Genomic DNA, 19695 nt, shown 5'->3' with positions numbered 1-19695 from the left:
CGGGTCAGTGAGCGGTGGTCGTGGGCTCTCCGGAGCGGGCGGTGGTTCTGCAGCGCACGGCCGCGAGGGTGCCGAGCAGGATCAGGGTCAGCAGGGAGGCACCGCCGACGGCGGTGCCCAGGCGCAGGCCGGGCGGGTGGAACGTGCAGGTGAGGCTGGTGGCGGAGGCGCCCAGCGGGACGGCGATCAGGCCGTGGAACTCGCTCGCCGCGACCTCGGGGCCGCCGGCGGAGCAGCGCCAGCCGGCGATCCTGGGGGCGGCCACGACGGCGGTGCCCTTGCTGCCGGCGGGGAGCCGGGCGTGCAGGGTGCCGTCGGAGACGGTCACCTCGGTGGCGCCGGAGGACTTCAACCGCCCGACGGCGGCGCGGAGTTTCGCGGTGTCGAGGCAGCCGACCGCGCCCTGGGCGGGGATCCGGCTCAGCCGGTTGGGCGTCAGCTCGATCCGCACCCGCCCCGTGGCACGGACCGTGCCGAGCGGCTGCATCGCGGCGATCTTCGTGCCCTCGGCGTCGGAGCGGAACAGCTTCCGCTCGCCGCCACCGGCGAGTCGGGCCGTGCCGGAGTAGTGCGGTGCCCACAGGAAGACCGAACTCCCGGCCCGGCACTGGGCGCTGACGGTCTGTGGGCCGTCGACCAGCAGGCCGCGCACCTCGTCGCCCTTGCGCTCGCCGCTGAGGGCGGTGCGGGGCAGGGTGTAGACGCGGGCGCCGAGGAGCAGTTCCTGGTTGCGGTACGGCGAGGGTCCGAAGGCGGCGGGGGTGCTGTGCGCGGCGGTGGGCCGCACGGTCACCAGCGGCGGGACGTCCTCGCGGGTGACGGTCGACGGGCCGCCGCCCTGGGGCAGCCATTTCTGGTGCGGGTCCGGCGGGTTGTGCACCCGGGCGCCCACCGAGAAGACGGCGTCGGTGACGGGGTTGTCGAGGCTCTGCAGGCTGCGGCCGCGCGAGGTCCAGCCGTCGCCGAGGGCGGTCATGGTGCGGCTGAGGACGTCGGCGGTGAGGCTGCTGTAGTACTGGGAACCCTGGCCGCCGACCATCATCGGGTCGTTGGCGACGGTCTGGTCGCGGCCGGGTTCGGTGCGGTACCTCGGCCAGGCGTCGGCCTGGGCGACGGCGTCCGCCTCGCGCTGCTGGCGGTCGCCCCAGGGGGCGTAGTCGTCCATCTGGCCGAGGCGCGTCCGGGTGGCCACGGCGGAGGTGGCGGCGGCCTCGCCGAACTGGGCGCCGACCAGCAGCAGCGCGGCCAGGCCGACCAGGACGGGCCTGCCGTTCCCCAGGCCGAGCAGGGCGAGACCGCCCAGGGCGCCCGCGGCGGCGAGCAGGACCACCGGCCAGGTGTGGTGATGGTGCTGGTGGGTCAGGGTGCTGCGGCTCGCGACGGCGGCGACGAGGACCAGCAGCACGGCCGCGGCGCCCAGCGCCCGCCAGTCCGGCATCCCGTAGGCGAGGGCATGCCAAGCGGCGATGACCAGCAGGGCGCAGAGCACGAAGGCCTGGCGGTAGGAGCTGCCGTTCGGGGCGGCGAAGGCGTGCCAGGCCAGGCTGGTCGGCGCCCACTGCAGGGAGAGGGCGACCAGCAGCACCAGCACGGTCCAGCCCGCCCGCACCCGGGCCGGGACCGCCCGGTGGAAGGGCAGGGAGAGGGCGAGCACCAGCGCGGTGATGCCGACGTAGAGGGCCGGGGAGCTGTAGCTGTAGGTGGTCGGCAGCAGCCGGGCGAGCAGGTCGTCGGCGCCGACCGGGGCGAAGTGGCCCTCGCGGCCGGGGTAGGCGTGCTTGGTGCCGGAGTAGACGACGATCACCAGGGGCGCGGCGAGACCGATGCCGAGCCCGACGGTCACTGCGGCCCGGCCGACGACCGCGAGGGCGCGCCGCCAGGGCAGTTCGGCGAGCACCAGCCGGAGCAGCAGCACCAGGGCGGCGCCGAGGGTGGCCATGTAGGCGGTGTAGAAGTTGGCGATCCAGGCGAGCGCCACGACCAGCACCCCGAGCAGCGGCCGGCGGCCGGTCAGCGCCCACTCGCCGACCAGGCAGAGCAGCGGGAGCGCGATCAGGCCGTCGAGCCACATCGGGTTGTAGGAGGCGAGGGCGAGGCTCCAGCCGCACAGGGCGTAGGAGGCGCCCAGCAGACCGGCCGCCCACCAGCGCCCCCGGCGCAGGGTGAGCAGCAGGCAGGCCATGGCGGCGCCGGCGGTGGCCGTCTTCAGCACGGTGATCGTGTAGACGGCGAGGTCGATCTCGTCGCGCGGGAACACCGCGACGAGCAGGGCGAACGGGCTGCTGACGTAGGTGCCGACGTCCGGCAGGAAGCTGGAGCCGTACCCGGACTGCCAGTTGACGAGGAGCCCGCCGTCGGCCCTGCCGTGCAGCAGGTCCCACAGATGGGCGTGGAAGGGCACGTACTGGTTGCCGAGGTCGTTGACGCTGCGGGTGCGGGAGCCGAAGGGGTAGCTGCCGGCCACCACGTCGGCCGCGCAGAACGCGACGGTGGTGAGGACGGCCGCGAGCAGGGCGGCGGCCCACCGCGGGTCGGCATGGAGCCGTCTCGCGGATCCCGTCTCCTGCTCTTCGCGCCCTACCGGTTTCGCCCCCTGTTCGTGCCCGGTCAGGGTGGTGCGATTCATTCCGTGCGGCCCCCAGAGAAAAACGGGGGCGTTACTCCCCGCAGGTCGGTGTTTCGCCGACTTAGACGGGTAGTGGTTCCTGATGGTTGTGTCTCGCCTGTGAAGTAATAAGTCGAATTCCGAATCCGCGTGCGATCCGGAAAGAATTCGCGACTTCAATGGAAACAGAAGATTTCCAAGAAATGTTTTCCAGGTTAACGCGCCTGTGTGAGGCCCGCGTCGGCGTGGTCGGGGGCCGCGTCGCGGGCGACTGCCGGGGCGGCGGCGCGATGGCCGCGTTCGAGGGCTTGGCCCCAGTATGTTCCGCCGACGATCAGGGCGGCCCCGAGCAGGGAGAGCGCGGTGAGGCGATCGCCGCCGAGGGCGACGCCGGTCAGCAGGGCCCACACCGGTTCGGTGCCGAGGAGCAGGCCGGCCCGGGTCGGGGAGGTGCGCTGGACGGCCCAGGTCTGGGCGAGGAAGGCGAACAGCCCGCAGAACAGGGCCAGATGGAGCAGCTGGGCCCAGGTGTCGGCGCCGGTCCGGGCGAGCTGCGGCAGTCCGGGCGCCGCGGGCACCAGGAAGAGGACCGCCCCCACGACGCTCTGCACGGCGGTCAGCTGGAACGGGCGCAGGGCCCGGCGCGCGGTCACCCGCCCGAGCAGCACCACATGGCCCGCGCGGACCACCGCCGCCGCGAGCATCAGCAGATCACCGGCTCCGGGGGCCCGCAGCCCGTGTCCGGACACCAGCAGCCCGACCCCCGCCACGCACGCCCCGGCGGCCAGGAAGAACCGCCCCGGCAGCACCGCCCGGTCCAGGACCGGGGTGAGGACGAGGGTGAGGCTGATGATCAGGCCCGCGTTCCCGGCGCTGGTGTGGGCGACGCCGTACGTCTCCAGGACGAGGACCGCGGCCTGGGTGAGGCCGAGCAGCACGCCGTAGGTCCGCTCGTCGCGGGTGAGGGCGCGGGAGCCGCGCAGCGCGGGGAGGCAGGCGAGGGCGCCGAGGGCGTAGCGCAGGAAGAGGACGATCAGAACGGGGAGGGCTTCCGTGGCCGCCTTCGCCGTCAGGTAGCTGGAGCCCCAGACGACGGCGACGGCCAGGAGCACCCCATCGGTACGACGGCTGGTCGGCATGCTGTTCACGATCCACGACCTGCATGTTGAAGTAAACGACGTCTTGCTCAACCAACCCTTTAGCAAAGCTACACTCACGCCGTGGACGAACGGCAGCTGCGGATCCTGCGGGAGCTGGGCGAACTGGGCAGTGTCACGGCGGTCGCGGAGGCGCTGCGGGTGACGCCCTCGGCGATCTCGCAGCAGCTGCGCCTGCTGCAGCGCTCGATCCCGGTCCCGCTCACCGAACGCGCCGGGCGCCGGCTGGTCCTCACGGCGGCCGGGCAGGCCCTGGCCGACGCGGCGATCGGCGTGGAGACGGCGCTGGCCCGGGCCCGCCACACCATCGACGCGTACGTCGACGAGCCCGACGCCAGGGTGTCACTGGCCGCCTTCCACAGCGGCGCCGCCGCGTTCTTCCCGCTGCTGCTACGACAGCTGCGCGCGCCCGGCTCACCCCGGCTCGCCCTGCACGACGAGGACGTGGCCCAGGCCGACTTCCCGCCCCTGACCCGCGCCTACGACCTGGTCCTCGCCCACCGCCTGGACCACGCCCCGCGCTGGCCGAGGACCGTCACGGCCACCCCGCTGCTGCGCGAGCCCCTCGACATCGCCCTGCCCGTCGGCCACCCGCTGGCACAGCGGCCCGCGCTGACCGCGCGGGACGTGGCCGGCCAGCCCTGGATCACCGTGCACGACGGCTTCCCGCTGCTCGCGACCGTCGAGGCGGTCGCCGCCGCTGCCGGGCACCGGGTCGACATCGTCCACCGGGTCAACGAGATCGCGGTGGTCGCCGAGGTGGTCGCCGCGGGCGGCGGGGTCGCCCTGATGCCCCGCTGGACCTCCCGGCCGCACCCGGGCATCACCCTGCGGCCGCTCGACGGGATCGAGGCCCACCGCCACATCGACGTGCTCCACCGCCCCGAGCGCGCGGCCCGCCGGGCGGTGCGGACCGTGCTCTCCGAACTGCTGGAGGCCGCGGAGACCGTCCGAAGCAGGGGTCCCGGCTGACGCGGGTCCCGTAAGTTCGGGAGCGCTCCCAGGCAGCGCCGGACGAGAGCGAGTCGCCCCATGCAGAGCCTGACCAAGCGGCAGTTGTCCGCGCCCGAACTCGACGCCCTCCTGCGCGCGGCGACGGGCGTCGGGTGCCGGCTGGAGGCGGAACTGACCGACGGCTGGTTCAACACCGCCTATCGCGTGCGCCTCGACGACGGACGCCCGGCGGTGGTGAAGCTCGCCCCGCCCGCCGGGGCACCCGTGCTGAGGTACGAGCGGGGCATCATGGCCACCGAGGCCATGGTCTACCGGCGGCTCGCCGCGCTCGCCGGCACAGCGGTGCCGACGCCCGCGCTGCTGCACTCGGGAGCCGGCTTCCTCGCCGTCTCCGTGCTGGAGGGAACCCCGTGGGACAAGGCGGCCGAGCAGCTGCCGCCCGCCACGGCGGCCGCGCTGCGCCGTGAACTGGGCGCGATCACCGCCCGGTTGCACACCATTGCCCCGGAGGACGGCCGGTTCGGCTATCCGGCGCCGGAGGCGGACCTGTCCGCCGCCGACTGGCCCACCGCCTTCACCGCCATGGTGGAGGCCGTCCTGGAGGACGCCGGGCGCTGGGGGTCCGACCTCGGGGTGTCCGCCGCCGGGATACGTGCCCTGGTGGCCGCCGGCGGCCGGGCCCTCGACGAGGTCACCGAGCCCCGCCTGGTCCACTTCGACCTGTGGCCGGGCAACATCTTCGTCGACCACACCGGCGACGGGGCCCGGATCACCGGCCTCATCGACCACGAGCGGGCCTTCTGGGGCGACCCGGCCGCCGAACTGGTCTCCCTGGAGTTCGGCGGGGACATCGGCCCGGACAGCGATCTGGTGGCGGGATACGCACAGGCCGGCGGCCGGCTCGACTTCACCCCGGCCCTGCGCCACCGCCTCACGCTGTACGGCCTCTACCTGGGCCTGATCCTGGTCGTGGAGTGCGGCCCCCGGGGTTATACGGGGGAGCACGCCGACTGGACCCGGACGTTCCTGGGCGAGCGGGTCGCCGCGCTGCGCGCACTGGGGTGACCGCGGAGACGGGCTTGACCTGGAGCACGCTCCAACTCCTAGCGTTCCTCTGGTCGTGACCGGATCCGAGGAGAACGGAAGAGCTGACATGAGCGAGAGCACCACGCGCGAGGAACGTTTCGCCCACGGTCTGGAGGTCCTGCGGAAGGTCGACGGCGAGGTCGGGCAGCGGGTCATCGACTCGCTGGCCGACATCAACCCCGAGCTGGGCCACCAGGTCGTCGCCTGGGGCTTCGGCGAGATCTACAGCCGCCCCGGACTCGCGCCCCGGGACCGGCAGTTGGTGACCCTGGGCATGCTCACCGCGCTGGGCGGCTGCGAGCCGCAGCTGGAGGTGCACGTCAACGCGTCCCTCAACGTGGGCCTGACCCCCGAGGAGATCGTCGAGGCCCTGCTGCACTCCGCCGGTTACTGCGGCTTCCCGAAGGCCCTCAACGCCACCTTCGTCGCGAAGAAGGTGTTCGCCGAGCGCGGGCTGCTGCCGGTGACCCAGCAGCCCGCGCCGGACGCTACCTCTGCCTGATCCGCAGGAAGGTGACCGAGTTCGCCGGGAAGGTGTACGTGAACCTGTCCGCGACCCCGGTGAAGGTGGAGGTGACGGGGGCGACCGCGGTGGACGTCTCCGTGTTCACCGCGTCGGGCGCCGCCGCGAGCGTGGTCACCCGGGCCTTCCCGGCCACCTTCGCACCGCCGAGGTCGATGGCCGTACGGGCCGCCGAGGACTGGGCGTTGACGACCTTGACGATCAGGTCGCCGGTCTTCCTGTCCTCGGTGACGACCTGCCGGAACGGCTCGGCGGGCTTGTCGTCGGCGAAGCTGCCCCACTCCTGCCCGTCGAGGTACAAGGTCACCTGCCGGCCCCGCACCTTGATGTCGACGTCGTAGGCGCGGCCGGTCTCCACCGACCCGGCCTTGGCGATCAGCGTGGACTTGCCGCCGGCCACGGCCTGCTCGACCGCGGTCTGGGTGTTGTTCCAGCCGCCGATGTTCCACCAGTAGTAGTCGCCGGTGCCCTTGACGCCGAAGGCGACGAGGAAGCCCTCCTTGCCGGACTTCTTGGTGGCCTTCACATGCAGGTCGTAGTCGTGCCAGTTGGTGTCACCGGCCTGGACCATGGTGTTCTCGGCGGTGTCGGAGGTCTCGACGTACTGCCCGTCCTGGATCTCCCAGCTGCCGCCGCCGGTGTGCGTCCACTGCGCGGCGTCACCGGAGAAGTCGTCGGAGAGCAGGGTGTTCCCGTCGGCGTCGGTGACCTTGACGTCGTCGTAGGCGGCGCTGGTGTTCCAGGTGGACAGGCCGACGGCGCCGGAGATCGGGGCGAGCAGCGACGGGGTACCGGTGGCCGTGGAGGGCACCACCCGGTCGCCGACGTTGTTCATGAACAGCTTCTGGACCTCGTAGTTCGCCGAGTCCCAGGAGGCGTGGTTGTTGAACCACACCAGGTCCGGGCGCCACTGGACGTAGTCCTCGTTGGCGAACAGCGGGGCGTAGGAGGCGAGTTTGACGACGTCCGCGTTGCGTTCGAGGCCGGTCATGTAGGCCGCCTCGGCGAGGCCGTTCTTGAAGGTGTTGCCGCCCGAGGCGTACTCGCCGACGAAGACCTTCGGGCCGCTGCGGTCGTAGGAGTCGTAACGGTCGTTGTTCTGCAGGAACCACTGCGGGCTGTTGTAGTAGTGCTCGTCGACCATGTCGACCTTGGCGTCCTTGTTGAGCTGCCAGGCCGTGTCGAAGGTCGTGCCGGAGTCGTCCGGGCCCGAGTTGGAGATGACCTGCATGTAGGGGTACTTCGCCTGGATCGCGGCCCGGAACCGCGTGAAGCGGGCGAAGAACTCGGTGGGCAGGTTCTCCTCGTTGCCGACCTCGATGTGGGTGAGGTGGAAGGGCTTGGGGTGGCCCATCCGCGCGCGCAGCCCGCCCCACTTCGACGTCACCGGGCCGTTGGCGAACTCGACGAGGTCGAGGGTGTCCTGGATGTGCCGCTTCAGCAGCGCGTCGTCGTCGACGGCCTTGTTCTGGCCGCAGCCGGTGACCAGGGCCGGGACGACGGGCAGCGGCATGGCGCCGATGTCCTCGGCGAGCCGGAAGTACTCGTAGTAGCCGAGGCCGTAACTCTGGTTGTAGCCCCAGAAGTTGGCGTTGGTGGCGCGGGTCTCGACCGGGCCGACGGTGTCCTTCCACTGGTACGACCGCTTGCGCTGGTAGCCGGAGGCCTCGCTGTAGTCCTGCATCGAGCCGGTGTTGACCAGGCAGCCGCCGGGGAAGCGGACGAAGCCCGGGTGCAGGGCGGCGATCTTCTCGGCGAGGTCCTTGCGCAGGCCGTTGGGCTCGTGCTTGTAGGTGTCGCGCGGGAAGAGGGAGACCATGTCGAGCGCGGCGGCGTCCGAACTGGCCACGGTGAGGCGGCCGGTGGAGCTGGTGCGGATCGCGGTGAAGGCCGCCCTGTACTGGGCCCAGCCGTTCTTCTTCACGGCCACCTGACGGGCGGTGGCGAGGGTGCCGCCGGAGTCGGCGAGGGCTACCGTGAGGGTCGTACCGGCCTCGGCGCGGGCCCAGACCGAGAAGTCGTACTTCTTGCCGTCCTCGATCCGGATGCCGGTGTTGTAGCCGGAGTTGGTGACGGACGAACCGGCGGCGAGGGCGAGGTAGTCGCGGTTGCGGTCGTTGAGGCGGCCGGAGTCGTCGACGACCTGGGCGGTGCCGGTGACCGTCCAGGCGGTCAGCGGGGTGTACGACTTGTTGTCGTCGGTCGTGTACTCGAAGGACCGGTTCTGGACCAGTTCCGCGTACAGACCGCCGTCGGCGGCGCGGTTGATGTCCTCGAAGAAGACGCCGTACATCGTCTTGTCGATCCTGGCGCCCCGGGTGGCCGGGTCGACGGTGATCGCGTAGTCGGTGGTGTCCTCGGCGTGGGCGGGGGCCGGTACCAGCCCGACGGCCAGCAGGAAAGCGCTTGCCCCAAGGCCGAGTCTCAGCCGGGTGCGGGTGGTGCGTGACATGGATACTCCGCGGCTCGTGAAGGAGTCGAACGAACTGAGGGGGTTGCTCATTCGGTGCATTCGAAATATCGGACAGCGGTCAGCACTTCGAACGGAAAGATAGGTACGGGGCATGAGCGCGTCAATGGGGCGGGCGTAGGGTCGGGGCATGCAGACCCTGCTGCCGTACCTGATCACGTTCGCCGGTTCCGGTACCGCGCCGGCCGCGTACCAGGAGGTCCGGCAGCAGGCCGAGCGCAAGATGGCGACCGGCGCTCCCCGACCGAAGAAGTGAGGACCGTGGACGACGGGTTCTGGCCGGTGCCGGATGTGCTGGCCCATCTCGGCGGGCGGTGGCGGGTCCGGCGGACCGTGCGGGACCTGGCGGGCGGGGACGAGGGACGCTTCGACGGCACCACGCTGTTCCGGCCGCTGCCGGACGGCGGACTGCTGCACGAGGAGTCGGGAACGTTCACCTGGCAGGGGGTGCCCCGGCCCGCCGAGCGAACGCTACGGTTCCTGCCCGGCGCCCGGCCGGGCACGGCGGACGTACGCTTCGCCGACGGACGCCCCTTCCACGACCTGGACCTGACCTCGGGACACCATGTCGCCGACCACCCCTGCGCGGCCGACCTCTACCGCGGCGAGTTCACCGTCCAGGACGCCGACCACTGGCGCACGGTGTGGCAGGTCGGCGGCCCGTCGAAGGACCTGCTCCTGACGACGGACTACGTACGCGACACCGACTGAATCCGACCCGGCGAATCCAACTGCGGCACGAAAGCGCCCCCGAAGGGGCGCGAGGAACTGCGCGACCAGCCACGACGTTGCCGCAGCCGACACACCACGCGCCACGGCAGAACGCCCACATGCACGAGCCCGGCGAATTCCAGTGCGACACGGGAACGCCCCCGAAGGGGCGCGGGGAACTGCGCGACCGGCCACGACGGCGCCGCAGCCGACACACCACGCGCCCCGGCGCACCCAGCGGAGCGGCTACGGGCGGGAGGAGTGCGCCGGTGACACGTCCAGGCGCAGGTTCCAGCGGCCGGCGAGGCCGGTGAGTGTGGTCGTCGAGAGGGGGCGCACGTCGATGTTCCAGTAGATCGAGGGCGGTGCCTTGAGGGCGTAGACCAGCGCCGCGCGGATCACCGAGGGTTCGGCGACCGCGACGATCCGGCCGCCGTCACCCACCGGGCGGGTGTCCAGCCAGCCGCCCACCCGGGAGATGAACGCGAGCAGCGACTCGCCGCCGTGCGGGGTGGCGCGCGGGTCGGCGAGCCAGGCGTCCACCAGGCCCGGCTCCCTGGCCATCGCCTCGCCCAGCGTCAGCCCGCGCCAGCGGCCCATGTCGCAGTCGCGCAGGGCGAGCTGGACCAGCGGGGCGTACCCCAGCGCGTCGCCGGTCGCGCGGCTGCGCGGAGTCGGCGAGCAGTAGCGCAGCTCGGCCGCCGCCAGGGGCAGCAGATCACCGGCGACCCGCTGCACCTCCTCCCAGCCCGCCTGGTCCAGCGGGCGGTCGTCCTCGAAGCGCTCCGCGAGCAGCGCCGAGCTGCGCGCGGCTGCGACGAACGTGACCCGAAGTGACATGCGGCGATGGTGTGACGCCCATGTGCGCAGGTCAAGGGCTGCCGGGCAGTGAGTCGTCCGAGGTGGACGAAACGTTACCCAGTGGTCAGGAGGTGTCCGACAAGTCGGCCGGAATGTCACGCGGGCGACTCGTAGTAGAGGGCCATCCACTGGTCCGGGTGTTCGAGCGGGGCAAATCCGAGCTTCCGGTAGACCCCGTGGGCGTCGTGGGTGGCCAGCAGGACGCGCCGTATGCCGGACGGCCGCAGGTGCTCGCGGATCGCTCCGACCATCGCCGTGCCGACGCCCTTGCCGCGCACCGACGGGTCGACGTACACGTCGGCGAGCCAGGCGAACAGCGCCCCGTCGGTGACCACGCGGGCGTAGGCCACCTGCTCGCCGGTGGCGGTGTCGTACACCCCGAAGTTGAGGGAGCCCGCCATCGCGCGCTCGTGCTGCTCGCGCGGGCGGCCGGTCGCCCAGTAGGCGTCGCCGGACAGCCAGCCGTGTACGCGCTCGACGTCCACGCGGTCCGTCTCGGCGGAGAATTCGTAGCCCCCGGGGAGGCTGGGTGCGTCGCTCATGCGGGGATCCTCGCCGGTACGGGAGGCCGGCGTCGATCGGATTTCATGATCCGGACCCCAGCACCTCGTCGCACGCGGCCCGCAGCCGTCGTACCCCTTCGGTGATCTCGCCGGCCCCCGCGACCGCCGCGAAGCTCAGGCGGACGTGGGCGGCCGGCGGTTCGGCGCTGAAGTACGGGCGGCCGGGGGTGATGGCGACGCCCGCGCGGAGGGCGGCGGCGGTGAAGACCGTGTCGTCGGTGCCGTCGGGCAGCCGCAGCCAGAGGTGGTAGCCGCCGGACGGGATGTGCGGGAGGGCGAGTTCGGGGAGGTGGTGGGCGAGGGCGCCGGTCATGGTGTCGCGGCGGGTCTTCAGCTCGGCCGAGAGACCGCGCAGGTGGCGGGGCCAGGCCGGGGAGCCGACGAGTTCGAGGGTCGCCTCCTGGAGCGGGCGGGGCACGAAGAAGGTGTCGACGATCTGGATGGCCCGCAGCCGCTCCAGGACCGGGCCGCGGGCGGCCAGGGCGCTCACCCTCAGGCTCGGCGAGGTGGCCTTGGTCAGCGAGCACACATGGACCACGACTCCGTCGGGGTCGTCGGCGGCGAGCGGGCGGGGCAGCGGGCCGGAGTCCGCGTGCACCAGCCGTCGTACGTAGTCGTCCTCGACGACGAACGCGCCGGCCGCGCGGGCGATGCGCAGCACCTCGGCGCGGCGGTCGGGGGCGAGGACGGCGCCGGTCGGGTTCTGGAAGAGGGGCTGGCAGACGAAGACCCGGGCGCCGGTGGCCCGCAGGGCGTCGGCGAGGAGGTCCGGCCGCACGCCGTCGGGGTCGACCGGGACCGGGACCGGGCGCAGCCCCGCGGCGCGGGCGATGGCGAGCATGCCGGGGTAGGTCGGGGACTCGACGAGGACCGGGGCGCCGGGCGGGGCGAGCGCGCGCAGGGCGGTGGCCAGGGCGGACTGGCCGCCGCCCGCGATCAGCACCTCGGCGGCGGTGACCGCCCCGCCGATCTCGCGGGCGAACCACTCGCGCAGCTCCGGCAGCCCGTCCAGCGGCGGTCGGCCCCAGGCGCCGGGGCGGCGGCCGGCTCTCGCCAGGGCCGCGGCCAGCGCCCGCTCGGGCTCCAGGGAGGCGTGCAGGTAGCCGCCGTTGAACTCCAGGACACCGGGCGGCGGGGCGGCCAGGCAGACGGTGACCCCGGACACGTCCACCGTGCGCGGGACCACGTCGAGGGCGCCGTCCGCGCTGAGCGCCACCTCCTGCCAGGAGGTGTCCCCGGCGGGTTCGGCCGCGGGGCGGGGCCGGGCCTTGAAGGCGCCGGCGCCGGGCCGGGTGACGACCAGTCCCTCGGCGACCAGCTGGGCCAGCGCCCGGGAGACCGTCACCGGGCTCACCCTGAACCGCTCGACGAGCACCCGGCTCGACGGGAGCTTTCCTCCTGTCGAGTAGCGGTCGAGGTCCCGCCGCAGCTGTTCCGCCAGTTCAAGGACACTGCTACGCTCTTGCATGAGAGCACAGAGTAGCGCTACTGACCCGACTGCGATAGCGGTCAGCACTCCCCCGGCCGCCGGGGCGCCCGCCCCCGCCGCCCACCGGCTAGGCACCCTGCAGGCCGCCCTCGGGGTCGTCGCCTTCTCCCTCACCTTCCCGGCCACCGCCTGGGGCCTGGAGGGCTTCGGGCCCTGGGCGCTGGTGGCGGTGCGCAGTGTGCTCGCGGCGGCCATGGCGGGCGGCTGCCTGCTGTTTCTCCGGGTACGGCTGCCCGAGCGCCGGCACTGGGCGGGGCTCGCCGTCGTGGCGGCCGGGGTGGTGCTCGGCTTCCCGATGCTGACCACGCTCGCCCTGGAGACCTCCACCACCTCGCACGCGGCCGTGGTGGTGGGCCTGCTCCCGCTGACCACCGCCCTCTTCTCCGCGCTGCGCATGGGCATCCGCCCCTCCCGCACCTTCTGGGCGGCGGCGCTGGCGGGGGCGGCGGCCGTGCTGGCGTTCACGGTCGCCCAGAGCGGCGGGGCCCTGACCACCGCCGACGCCTATCTCTTCGCGGCCCTCGTGGTGTGCGCGGCCGGGTACACCGAGGGCGGCCGGCTGGCCCGGATCATGCCGGGCTGGCAGGTCATCGGCTGGGCGCTGGTGCTCTGCCTGCCGCTCACCGTGCCGGCCGCCGTGCTCGCGCTGTCGTACGAACCGGTCGTCTGGAACGCGCACGGTGTGCTCGGTGTGCTGTGGGTGGCGGCGGGTTCGCAGTTCCTCGGGCTGGTGGTCTGGTACCGGGGCATGGCGGCCGTCGGCATTCCGAAGGCCAGCCAGTTGCAGTTGGCCCAGCCGCTGCTCACACTGGTGTGGTCGGTGCTGCTGCTGGGCGAGCACCTCTCCGCGGCCGCTCCACTCACGGCCGCCGCCGTGCTCGTGTGCATCGCCGTCACCCAACGATCGCGATCGTGAGGAGGCCCTGGAGATGCGTGCATCCGAGGGCGACCAGCTTGTCCAGCACGGCAGGGTGGTCGGTCAGCACGACCATGTCTCGACCATCGTCAAGGTGCTGGGACCGGAGGGCACCCCGCCCTACCGGGTCCGCTTCGAGGACGGCCACGAGGCCATCATGTCCCCCGGCCCCGACTGCCAGGTCAGGCACCGGGAGACCCATCCGCAACGTTAGGCCGCGGTACCGAGGTCGCCGGCCGCGCGCAGGTCAGCCCGGCGGGAGCGCCGGCTGCGGGTAGTGGTCGGCGACCACCCGCGACATGGCCCCGATCGGGTCGGCGACGACGTCCTTGGCCGCGAAGTACACATGTCCGCCGACCTGCGGGTACTGCCCGGCCAGGGTCAGGTGCCGGGACAGCTCGGCCGGGTCCTGCCAGGCGGGGGCGGCGCCCGCCGCCCCCGCCTGGTACAGCGCCTCGCCGATGTAGAGCCGCGTCCCGCTCCCCTCGGCCACGCCCGCCCACCAGTCGACCACCTTGGCGTAGTCGGCGGCGGAGTTGCCGATCTGCCAGTACACCTGCGGGACGATGTAGTCGATCCAGTTCTTCTGGACCCACTTGCGGGTGTCCGCGTAGAGGTCGTCGTACGTCTCGACGCCCGCCCTGGTGTCCGAGCCCCGGGAGTCGGTGGTGGCGTTGCGCCACACCGCGAACGGGCTGATCCCGAACCGGGTGCCGGGCCGCAGCTCCTTGATCCCGGCCGCGATCTCGGTCACCAGCTTGTCGATGTTGTCCCGGCGCCAGGCCGCCCGCGAGGAGAAGTCGCCGCCGTGGGCGTCGTAGGCGGCGTCGTCGTCGAAGGTCTGGCCGGCCACCGGGTAGGGGTAGAAGTAGTCGTCGAAGTGGACGGCGTCCACGGGGTACTTGGTGACCGCGTCCAGGATCGCCTGCTCCACGAAGGTGCGGACGGCCGGGATGCCCGGGTTGTAGTAGAGCTTGCCGCCGTACGGCACCACCCAGTCCGGGTGCTTGCGGGCCGGGTGCGAGGAGACCAGCTTGCCCGGGTCGGTGTTGTTGGCGATCCGGTACGGGTTGAACCAGGCGTGCAGCTGCAGGCCGCGGGCGTGGGCCTCCTCGACGGCGACGCCGAGCGGGTCCCAGCCGGGGTTCTTGCCCTGGGTGCCGGTGAGGTACTGGGACCAGGGCTCGTACGGCGAGGGCCAGAAGGCGTCGGCGGTCGGCCGTACCTGGAACATCACCGCGTTGAGCCGGTAGTGGACGGCCTTGTCGAGGAGGGCGGTCAGCTCCTTGCGCTGGTCGGACGCCGAGAGCCCGGTGCGGGAGGGCCAGTCGCGGTTGGAGACGGTCGCCAGCCACATGCCCCGCATCTCGGTGGCCGCCCGACGCGGCCGGCCCGGCCGGTGCGGCCGGCCCGGCCGGTGCGGCCGTCCGGCGGGGGCCGCCGATCCCGGGGCGGCCATCGTCAGCGTGGACAGCGCCGCCAGCGCGAACGCCCTGCGAGACACTCCTGCCATCGTGAGACCCTCTCACTCTCCGGACCCGTGCGATCACGGATCGCCTCCGCGCCACAGGATGCCCCCACCCGGACGATCGATCATCGATACTTACGGGTAACGTGCACGAACGGAGCACGAACGGAAGCAGGCACCGGATCCGGAGGTCCTGCCGGCCGCCCGTAGATCAGCGAAGGGGACGATGTGACCGACATCGAGAAGGTCGGAGTCGTGGGCTGCGGCCAGATGGGAGCGGGCATCGCCGAGGTCGCCGCCCGTGCCGGTCTGGACGTGAGGGTCGCCGAGACCACCGGCGAGGCCCTGGAGATCGGCCGGACCCGGCTGCTCAACTCCCTGGCCAAGGCCGCCGAGCGCGGCAAGATCAGCGAGGAGGAGCGGGACACCGCGCTGGCCCGGCTGAGCTTCACCACGGACCTCGGCGAGTTCGCCGACCGCGACCTGGTGATCGAGGCCGTCGTCGAGAACGAGCAGGTGAAGACGGAGATCTTCCAGGTGCTCGACCAGGTGGTGACCCGCCCGGACGCGATCCTGGCCTCCAACACCTCCTCGATCCCGCTGGTCAAGCTGGCGGTCGCCACCTCCCGCCCCGATCACGTGATCGGCATCCACTTCTTCAACCCGGCCCCGGTGCAGAAGCTGGTCGAGCTGATCCCGGCGCTCACCACCTCCGAGGGCACGATCAGCCGCGCCCAGGTCTTCGCCGAGAAGGTGCTCGGCAAGCACGCGATCCGCGCCCAGGACCGCTCCGGCTTCGTGGTCAACGCGCTGCTGGTGCCCTACCTGCTCTCGTCCATCCGGATGTTCGAGTCCGGCATCGCGAGCCGCGAGGACATCGACAACGGCATGGAGCTGGGCTGCGCGCACCCGATGGGCCCGCTGAAGCTGTCCGACCTGATCGGCCTGGACACCGTCGTGTCCATCGCGAACAGCATGTACGCCGAGTTCAAGGAGCCGCTGTACGCCGCTCCCCCGCTGCTCCAGCGCATGGTCGAGGCGGGCCGGCTGGGCCGGAAGACCGGCTCGGGCTTCTACACCTACGGCTGATCACCCCCGGTTGGTCACAGGGAGCGATGCTCCACGGACCCGGCACCGCCTTCGGTGCCGGGCCCGTGTGTTTCACACACCGTGTGCGCACCGGGCTCGCATATGCCCTTCGCACACTCTCCCCACGCGCTCACCAGGCGAGTTCACTCTTCATGCGCATGCAAGGGATGCGGAACTACCCATTCGACTACGCAAAGGAGCGGACCCGTGGCCACCGAACCAGAGCATCCCGTGGTCCAAGGAGAACTCGCAGAGTTACGTCGTCGCCTCGATGTGGCCTACGCACAGGTCGAGGGAGGGCTGAACCTCCTGAGCCACCGCACCAAGGAGACGGCCAAGGAACTGGACGACCTGAACACCCGTCTCGCCTCGCTGGAACACGCCCGCTGGCCCCTGCCCTCGATCGCCGCGCTCACCGCACTGGGCGCCCTCGTCGTCACCGTCTGGCAGACGCTGGCCCACTAGTCTTCGCTGAGCCTCATGTGGTGCAGCAGGAGTAACGCGGCCGCCATGTTGGCGGCCGGGACCTCCCCGCGGGCGATCATGTCCGGGACGAGCTTGAGCGGAACCCACTCCCGGCGGTCCGACTCGAAGTCGTCCACGGGGTGTCCGACGTACTCACCCTCGTCGGACCAGTAGATGTGGTGCCGGGCGTCGGTGAGGCCGTTGGACGGCTCCACGGTCATCAGATGGTGCAGGGTTCCCGGCCGCCAGCCGGTCTCCTCCTCCAGTTCCCTGGCGGCCGCGACGGCGATGTCCTCGCCGTCCTCGACGACTCCCGCCGCGAGTTCCCAGCCCCAGCTGTCGGTGATGAAACGGTGGCGCCACAGGAGGAGGACCTCGCCCGCCTCGTTGACCACCGTCGCCACGGCCACCGGCCGCAGCCGTATCAGGAAGTGGTCGAGGTGCCGGCCGTCCGGCAGCTCGACATCCGCGAGATTGACGCTGAACCAGCGGTTTTCATACACAGTTTGTTCGTTCTGTTTCGTCCACTGCACGGTTCTGCCACCTTCCGCCGAGTAAGTGGCAATATCGCAGCAGGGACTTCTCAGGCCTACTGTGCCTCTACAGCGGTACGCGCAGCGCCCCGTCGATGAGTTCGGCGGCTTCGGCGGTTCCGGCCGAGCCGCTGCGCACCAGGTGCTCGCGTACCGCGCGGAGTCTGTCACGCAGGCGCTGGGACTCCATTCCGCGGGCCTGTTCGGCCATCTGCACGGCCGTGGCCACGGCGTTGTCGGCGTTCCCCTGACGCAGTTCGATGGTGCTGAGCATGGCGAGCCGGTGCACCCGCCCCCGGTCGTGCGCCGGGTTGTCGACGGCGGCCGCGGCGTGCTCCCGGGCGGCGGCGAGCTCGCCGAGGCTGAGCAGCGCCTCGGCCACCTGCACGTTGACCAGCCCCGGCTGGACATAGCCGGTCTCGTCGGGTTCGTAGCCCCGCCGGATGCGTTCGGCGGCCGACTCCGCCCGCCGGATGCAGGACAGCGCGCTCGTGCTGTCGCCTAGGTGGGCGTACGCCTTGGCCTGCATCGCGTAGAGGTCGGAGGCGAGGGCGGGGGTGATGTGCTTGCCCGCGGCGCGCAGCGCGGCCTCGGCGAAGGCCACGGCCTGCCGGAACTCCCGCATGAACAGCGCCTGGTTGACCAGGAGCGCGATGACGTAGGCGCCGAGTCCCCGGTCCCCGCTGGCCTTTGACAGCCGGAGCGCCTGGTGGAAGTAGCGCTGGGCGAGGCCGTGGGCGTCGGAGTCGTACGCGCAGATGCCGGCGATCGCCACCAGCCCGCCGGTGGCCCGGTGCAGTTGACGGCCCGTGGCGTCCGTGTAGCTGCCGCGCAGCAGCGGGGCCGCCTCGGCGTTCAGGAAGCCGACGATCCGGGTGCGGGTCGCCATGCCGCCGGCCTTGCGGTACATCTGCTCGTAGTGGGCCCGGGCGGAGCGCAGCATCTCCAGGTCGGCCGCGGTGACCCGGTGCCGCCCGCCCCGCGAGACGTCCACGTCCTCCGGGGGGTTCTCCCACTCCCACACCGGCATCACGGCGGGGGTGCCGGTGACGGCGGGGGCGCCCAGTATGTGCGGGCGCTGCTGTTCGTCGGACCGCCACAGGGCGGTGGCCCGTTCGACGAAGCCGGAGAGCGAGGTCGCGTGCGGCACGCTGGGCTCGCCGGGCACGCCGAGGCCGATGTCGTCGAGGGTGACCGGCCGGTGCAGCCGGGCGGCGAGCACCTCGCAGATCAGGTCCGGCACCTGGCCCCTGGGCCGCTGCCCCTTCAACCACCGAGCCACGGCGGTGTGTTCGTAACGGAGCGCGAGTCCACGGGCCCGGCCCGCCTGGTTGACATGGGCGGCGAGACCGGCGTGCGAGACTCCCGCCTCGTCCAGGATCGCGTCGAGCAGAGAGTTGGGCTGCATGGATGCCCCCCGAGTGGCCTGTGCCGTCAGCGTAGTGCGGGTGCGTTCACACGGGGTGTGAACGGAGTGCGCGCATCCGTAGCGTGCGCGCACTGTTGCGGAGAGTGTCGTACCGGTTGACTTAATTGCCTCGCAAGAGGCCGGCTGGGCCACCGGCTCCCCCTCGTACAGTGCGGTGGCCTGGCTGGCGGCTCAGCGGTGGTTCGTCGGCTGGGGGTGCGTGGGGGTCGGTCGCGCAGTGCCCCGCGCCCCCAAGCAGGCGTGTTGGTGCGCGCGTTCGTTGCGTAGTACCAGGAGGGCGATGTCGTCGGTGGGGCGGCCCGCCGTGTGCTGGAGCAGGGCGGTGAAGACCGTGCGGAGGATGGCCTGGGGGGAGACCAGGTGGCTTCGCACCGCTTCCGTCAGGGCTTCCGGCAAGGAGAAGAAGCGGCCTCGGGCGTCTCTCGCGTCCTCCGCGCCGTCCGTGTACAGGACCAGGGACTCGTCGGCGAGCAGATGACCGCAGGGCGTGGCAGCCAGGTCCGTCGGCAGTGGGAAGGGCCCGAGCGGCGGAAGCGGATCGGCCCGCGACAGGGGCTCGACGCGAGCACCGCTCAGCAGGTACGGCCACGGATGGCCGCAGTTGATCGCCCGCAGCTCCCCGTCTCCCGCGATCTCCAGCAGCAGGAGGGTCACGAACTCCTCGGCGACCGGGGTGTCGGGGTCCTGGCCGCTGGGCGGGTGCTCGGCTCTGGCGCGTTCGCGCAGGTGGCGGGCGAGGGCGCGGTCCAGTCGGCCGAGTACCCGGCCGAGTTCGGGCTCGTCGTGGGCGGCCTCACGGAAGCTGCCGAGGACGGCGGCGACCGTGCCGATGGCGGAGAGGCCGTGGCCGCGTACGTCGCCCATCACGACCCGTACGCCGTGTTCGGTGGCGACGGCCTCGTAGAGGTCGCCGCCGATGGTCGCGCCCCGGTCGGCGGAGAGCTGGGCGGCGGCGATGTTCAGCCCGGCCAGCCGGGGCGGCAGCGGCCGCAGCAGCACGCTCTGCGCGGCGCCGGCGACCTTGCGGATCTGCCGCAGCTCCCTGAGCAGGGTGCGGCGGACATGGAGTATGAGACCGGTACCGACCGCGAAGAACACGGCGCTGGTGACGATGCGCGCGCCGAGCCCGGTCTGCTCGGCCAGCGGGCATCCGAATTTGTACGACACGGCGACGGCGCCCCAGACCGTGGGCAACCCCAGGGTCTGTACGAGGCGCGAGGGCCGAGAACTGGTCCGGGGCCGCCTCCTGGAGGGAACCCCAGCCTTGATGCGGATCATGCCGATGGCCCCCATGTAGGCCCTGACAGAACAGACGGACCGACCCCGAAAGGCCGGTCCGATTCTGTCGACGGCATGCCCCGAAAGGGCCATGTCCC

The 19695-nt window shown here is 72.1% G+C and carries 19 protein-coding genes; 9 read left to right on the top strand and 10 right to left on the bottom strand.

The genetic code is table 11. From position 1 onward, the window contains the following. Positions 1-4: 4 nt before the first annotated feature. The gene (locus ACGFZS_RS28970; protein WP_393797580.1) at positions 5-2626 is read right to left on the bottom strand and encodes a YfhO family protein; all 2622 of its coding nucleotides are present in this window, start codon (positions 2624-2626) and stop codon (positions 5-7) included. Positions 2627-2820: 194 nt separating this feature from the next. After that, entirely contained in the window at positions 2821-3744 is a 924-nt protein-coding gene (locus ACGFZS_RS28965) for a DMT family transporter (protein WP_393797579.1), read from the bottom strand. Positions 3745-3825: 81 nt separating this feature from the next. Between ACGFZS_RS28965 and ACGFZS_RS28960 the strand changes: the two genes are divergently transcribed. From ACGFZS_RS28960 to ACGFZS_RS28950, 3 genes are all read left to right on the top strand, one after another. Then, positions 3826-4734, top strand: a complete 909-nt coding sequence (locus tag ACGFZS_RS28960; protein WP_365685324.1) for a LysR family transcriptional regulator — start codon at positions 3826-3828, stop codon at positions 4732-4734. Between the two features lie 60 nt (positions 4735-4794). After that, positions 4795-5781 carry a phosphotransferase family protein gene (locus tag ACGFZS_RS28955; protein ID WP_393797578.1) on the top strand — a complete coding sequence of 329 codons (987 nt, stop codon included), beginning with the start codon at positions 4795-4797 and terminating at the stop codon, positions 5779-5781. A gap of 88 nt (positions 5782-5869) precedes the next feature. Then, positions 5870-6304, top strand: a complete 435-nt coding sequence (locus tag ACGFZS_RS28950; RefSeq protein ID WP_365685328.1) for a carboxymuconolactone decarboxylase family protein — start codon at positions 5870-5872, stop codon at positions 6302-6304. Here the strand turns inward: ACGFZS_RS28950 and ACGFZS_RS28945 are convergent. After that, entirely contained in the window at positions 6291-8777 is a 2487-nt protein-coding gene (locus ACGFZS_RS28945; protein ID WP_393797577.1) for an alpha-L-arabinofuranosidase C-terminal domain-containing protein, read from the bottom strand. The genes ACGFZS_RS28950 and ACGFZS_RS28945 overlap by 14 nt on opposite strands. Before the next feature lie 148 nt (positions 8778-8925). On the opposite strand from ACGFZS_RS28945, the gene ACGFZS_RS28940 reads away from it, so the two are divergent. Beyond that, the gene (locus tag ACGFZS_RS28940) at positions 8926-9051 is read left to right on the top strand and encodes a hypothetical protein (RefSeq protein ID WP_393797576.1); all 126 of its coding nucleotides are present in this window, start codon (positions 8926-8928) and stop codon (positions 9049-9051) included. Positions 9052-9056: 5 nt separating this feature from the next. Next, a complete protein-coding gene (locus ACGFZS_RS28935) occupies positions 9057-9506 on the top strand; it encodes a DUF6314 family protein (protein ID WP_393797575.1) in 450 nt (149 codons plus the stop codon). 246 nt (positions 9507-9752) lie between these two features. On the opposite strand, the gene ACGFZS_RS28930 is transcribed toward ACGFZS_RS28935, so the two are convergent. The 3 genes from ACGFZS_RS28930 to ACGFZS_RS28920 form a co-directional block, all read right to left on the bottom strand. Continuing rightward, positions 9753-10346 (bottom strand): histidine phosphatase family protein, encoded by a 594-nt coding sequence (locus ACGFZS_RS28930; RefSeq protein ID WP_393797574.1) that lies wholly within the window; start codon positions 10344-10346, stop codon positions 9753-9755. A gap of 116 nt (positions 10347-10462) precedes the next feature. Then, the gene (locus tag ACGFZS_RS28925; protein WP_393797573.1) at positions 10463-10909 is read right to left on the bottom strand and encodes a GNAT family N-acetyltransferase; all 447 of its coding nucleotides are present in this window, start codon (positions 10907-10909) and stop codon (positions 10463-10465) included. Between the two features lie 43 nt (positions 10910-10952). Then, positions 10953-12398 carry a PLP-dependent aminotransferase family protein gene (locus ACGFZS_RS28920; protein ID WP_393797572.1) on the bottom strand — a complete coding sequence of 482 codons (1446 nt, stop codon included), beginning with the start codon at positions 12396-12398 and terminating at the stop codon, positions 10953-10955. On the opposite strand from ACGFZS_RS28920, the gene ACGFZS_RS28915 reads away from it, so the two are divergent. Both ACGFZS_RS28915 and ACGFZS_RS28910 read left to right on the top strand, forming a co-directional pair. After that, on the top strand, positions 12397-13335 hold the full coding sequence (locus ACGFZS_RS28915) for a DMT family transporter (protein ID WP_393797571.1): 939 nt from the start codon (positions 12397-12399) through the stop codon (positions 13333-13335). The genes ACGFZS_RS28920 and ACGFZS_RS28915 overlap by 2 nt on opposite strands. Positions 13336-13348: 13 nt before the next feature. Then, entirely contained in the window at positions 13349-13549 is a 201-nt protein-coding gene (locus ACGFZS_RS28910; protein ID WP_355710961.1) for a DUF1918 domain-containing protein, read from the top strand. A 33-nt stretch (positions 13550-13582) separates the two neighbouring features. On the opposite strand, the gene ACGFZS_RS28905 is transcribed toward ACGFZS_RS28910, so the two are convergent. Further along, entirely contained in the window at positions 13583-14848 is a 1266-nt protein-coding gene (locus ACGFZS_RS28905) for a glycoside hydrolase family 10 protein (protein WP_393797570.1), read from the bottom strand. 183 nt (positions 14849-15031) lie between these two features. Here ACGFZS_RS28905 and ACGFZS_RS28900 point away from each other — a divergent pair, with 183 nt between their 5' ends. Both ACGFZS_RS28900 and ACGFZS_RS28895 read left to right on the top strand, forming a co-directional pair. Beyond that, complete coding sequence (locus tag ACGFZS_RS28900) at positions 15032-15892, top strand: 3-hydroxybutyryl-CoA dehydrogenase (RefSeq protein WP_365685349.1); 861 nt, start codon at positions 15032-15034, stop codon at positions 15890-15892. A gap of 207 nt (positions 15893-16099) precedes the next feature. Further along, positions 16100-16357 carry a hypothetical protein gene (locus ACGFZS_RS28895; RefSeq protein ID WP_355710958.1) on the top strand — a complete coding sequence of 86 codons (258 nt, stop codon included), beginning with the start codon at positions 16100-16102 and terminating at the stop codon, positions 16355-16357. Here ACGFZS_RS28895 and ACGFZS_RS28890 read toward each other — a convergent pair. The 3 genes from ACGFZS_RS28890 to ACGFZS_RS28880 all read right to left on the bottom strand — a co-directional run bounded on the left by ACGFZS_RS28890 (position 16354) and on the right by ACGFZS_RS28880 (position 19597). After that, complete coding sequence (locus tag ACGFZS_RS28890) at positions 16354-16890, bottom strand: NUDIX hydrolase (RefSeq protein ID WP_355710957.1); 537 nt, start codon at positions 16888-16890, stop codon at positions 16354-16356. The genes ACGFZS_RS28895 and ACGFZS_RS28890 overlap by 4 nt on opposite strands. Positions 16891-16957: 67 nt before the next feature. Beyond that, positions 16958-18298 (bottom strand): transcriptional regulator, encoded by a 1341-nt coding sequence (locus ACGFZS_RS28885; RefSeq protein ID WP_393797569.1) that lies wholly within the window; start codon positions 18296-18298, stop codon positions 16958-16960. A gap of 192 nt (positions 18299-18490) precedes the next feature. Beyond that, positions 18491-19597: a PP2C family protein-serine/threonine phosphatase gene (locus ACGFZS_RS28880; protein WP_393797568.1), complete on the bottom strand. Its 1107-nt coding sequence runs from the start codon at positions 19595-19597 to the stop codon at positions 18491-18493. Positions 19598-19695 lie beyond the last annotated feature (98 nt).

The sequence above is a fragment of the Streptomyces sp. NPDC048288 genome, from assembly GCF_043201555.1.
Taxonomy (GTDB): Bacteria; Actinomycetota; Actinomycetes; order Streptomycetales; family Streptomycetaceae; genus Streptomyces.
The sequence above is the reverse complement of the archived record's forward strand: the minus strand, read 5'-3'. Positions and strand labels throughout refer to the sequence as shown.

Excerpts from the sequence above, each read along its gene's own strand:
- ACGFZS_RS28970 (WP_393797580.1), bottom strand. The coding sequence starts at position 2,626 with ATGAATCGCACCACCCTGACCGGGCACGAACAGGGGGCGAAACCGGTA.
- ACGFZS_RS28965 (WP_393797579.1), bottom strand. The coding sequence starts at position 3,744 with ATGCCGACCAGCCGTCGTACCGATGGGGTGCTCCTGGCCGTCGCCGTC.
- ACGFZS_RS28955 (WP_393797578.1), top strand. The coding sequence starts at position 4,795 with ATGCAGAGCCTGACCAAGCGGCAGTTGTCCGCGCCCGAACTCGACGCC.
- ACGFZS_RS28950 (WP_365685328.1), top strand. The coding sequence starts at position 5,870 with ATGAGCGAGAGCACCACGCGCGAGGAACGTTTCGCCCACGGTCTGGAG.
- ACGFZS_RS28945 (WP_393797577.1), bottom strand. The coding sequence starts at position 8,777 with ATGTCACGCACCACCCGCACCCGGCTGAGACTCGGCCTTGGGGCAAGC.
- ACGFZS_RS28940 (WP_393797576.1), top strand. The coding sequence starts at position 8,926 with ATGCAGACCCTGCTGCCGTACCTGATCACGTTCGCCGGTTCCGGTACC.
- ACGFZS_RS28930 (WP_393797574.1), bottom strand. The coding sequence starts at position 10,346 with ATGTCACTTCGGGTCACGTTCGTCGCAGCCGCGCGCAGCTCGGCGCTG.
- ACGFZS_RS28925 (WP_393797573.1), bottom strand. The coding sequence starts at position 10,909 with ATGAGCGACGCACCCAGCCTCCCCGGGGGCTACGAATTCTCCGCCGAG.
- ACGFZS_RS28915 (WP_393797571.1), top strand. The coding sequence starts at position 12,397 with ATGAGAGCACAGAGTAGCGCTACTGACCCGACTGCGATAGCGGTCAGC.
- ACGFZS_RS28920 (WP_393797572.1), bottom strand. The coding sequence starts at position 12,398 with ATGCAAGAGCGTAGCAGTGTCCTTGAACTGGCGGAACAGCTGCGGCGG.
- ACGFZS_RS28910 (WP_355710961.1), top strand. The coding sequence starts at position 13,349 with ATGCGTGCATCCGAGGGCGACCAGCTTGTCCAGCACGGCAGGGTGGTC.
- ACGFZS_RS28905 (WP_393797570.1), bottom strand. The coding sequence starts at position 14,848 with ATGGCAGGAGTGTCTCGCAGGGCGTTCGCGCTGGCGGCGCTGTCCACG.
- ACGFZS_RS28885 (WP_393797569.1), bottom strand. The coding sequence starts at position 18,298 with ATGCAGCCCAACTCTCTGCTCGACGCGATCCTGGACGAGGCGGGAGTC.
- ACGFZS_RS28880 (WP_393797568.1), bottom strand. The coding sequence starts at position 19,597 with ATGATCCGCATCAAGGCTGGGGTTCCCTCCAGGAGGCGGCCCCGGACC.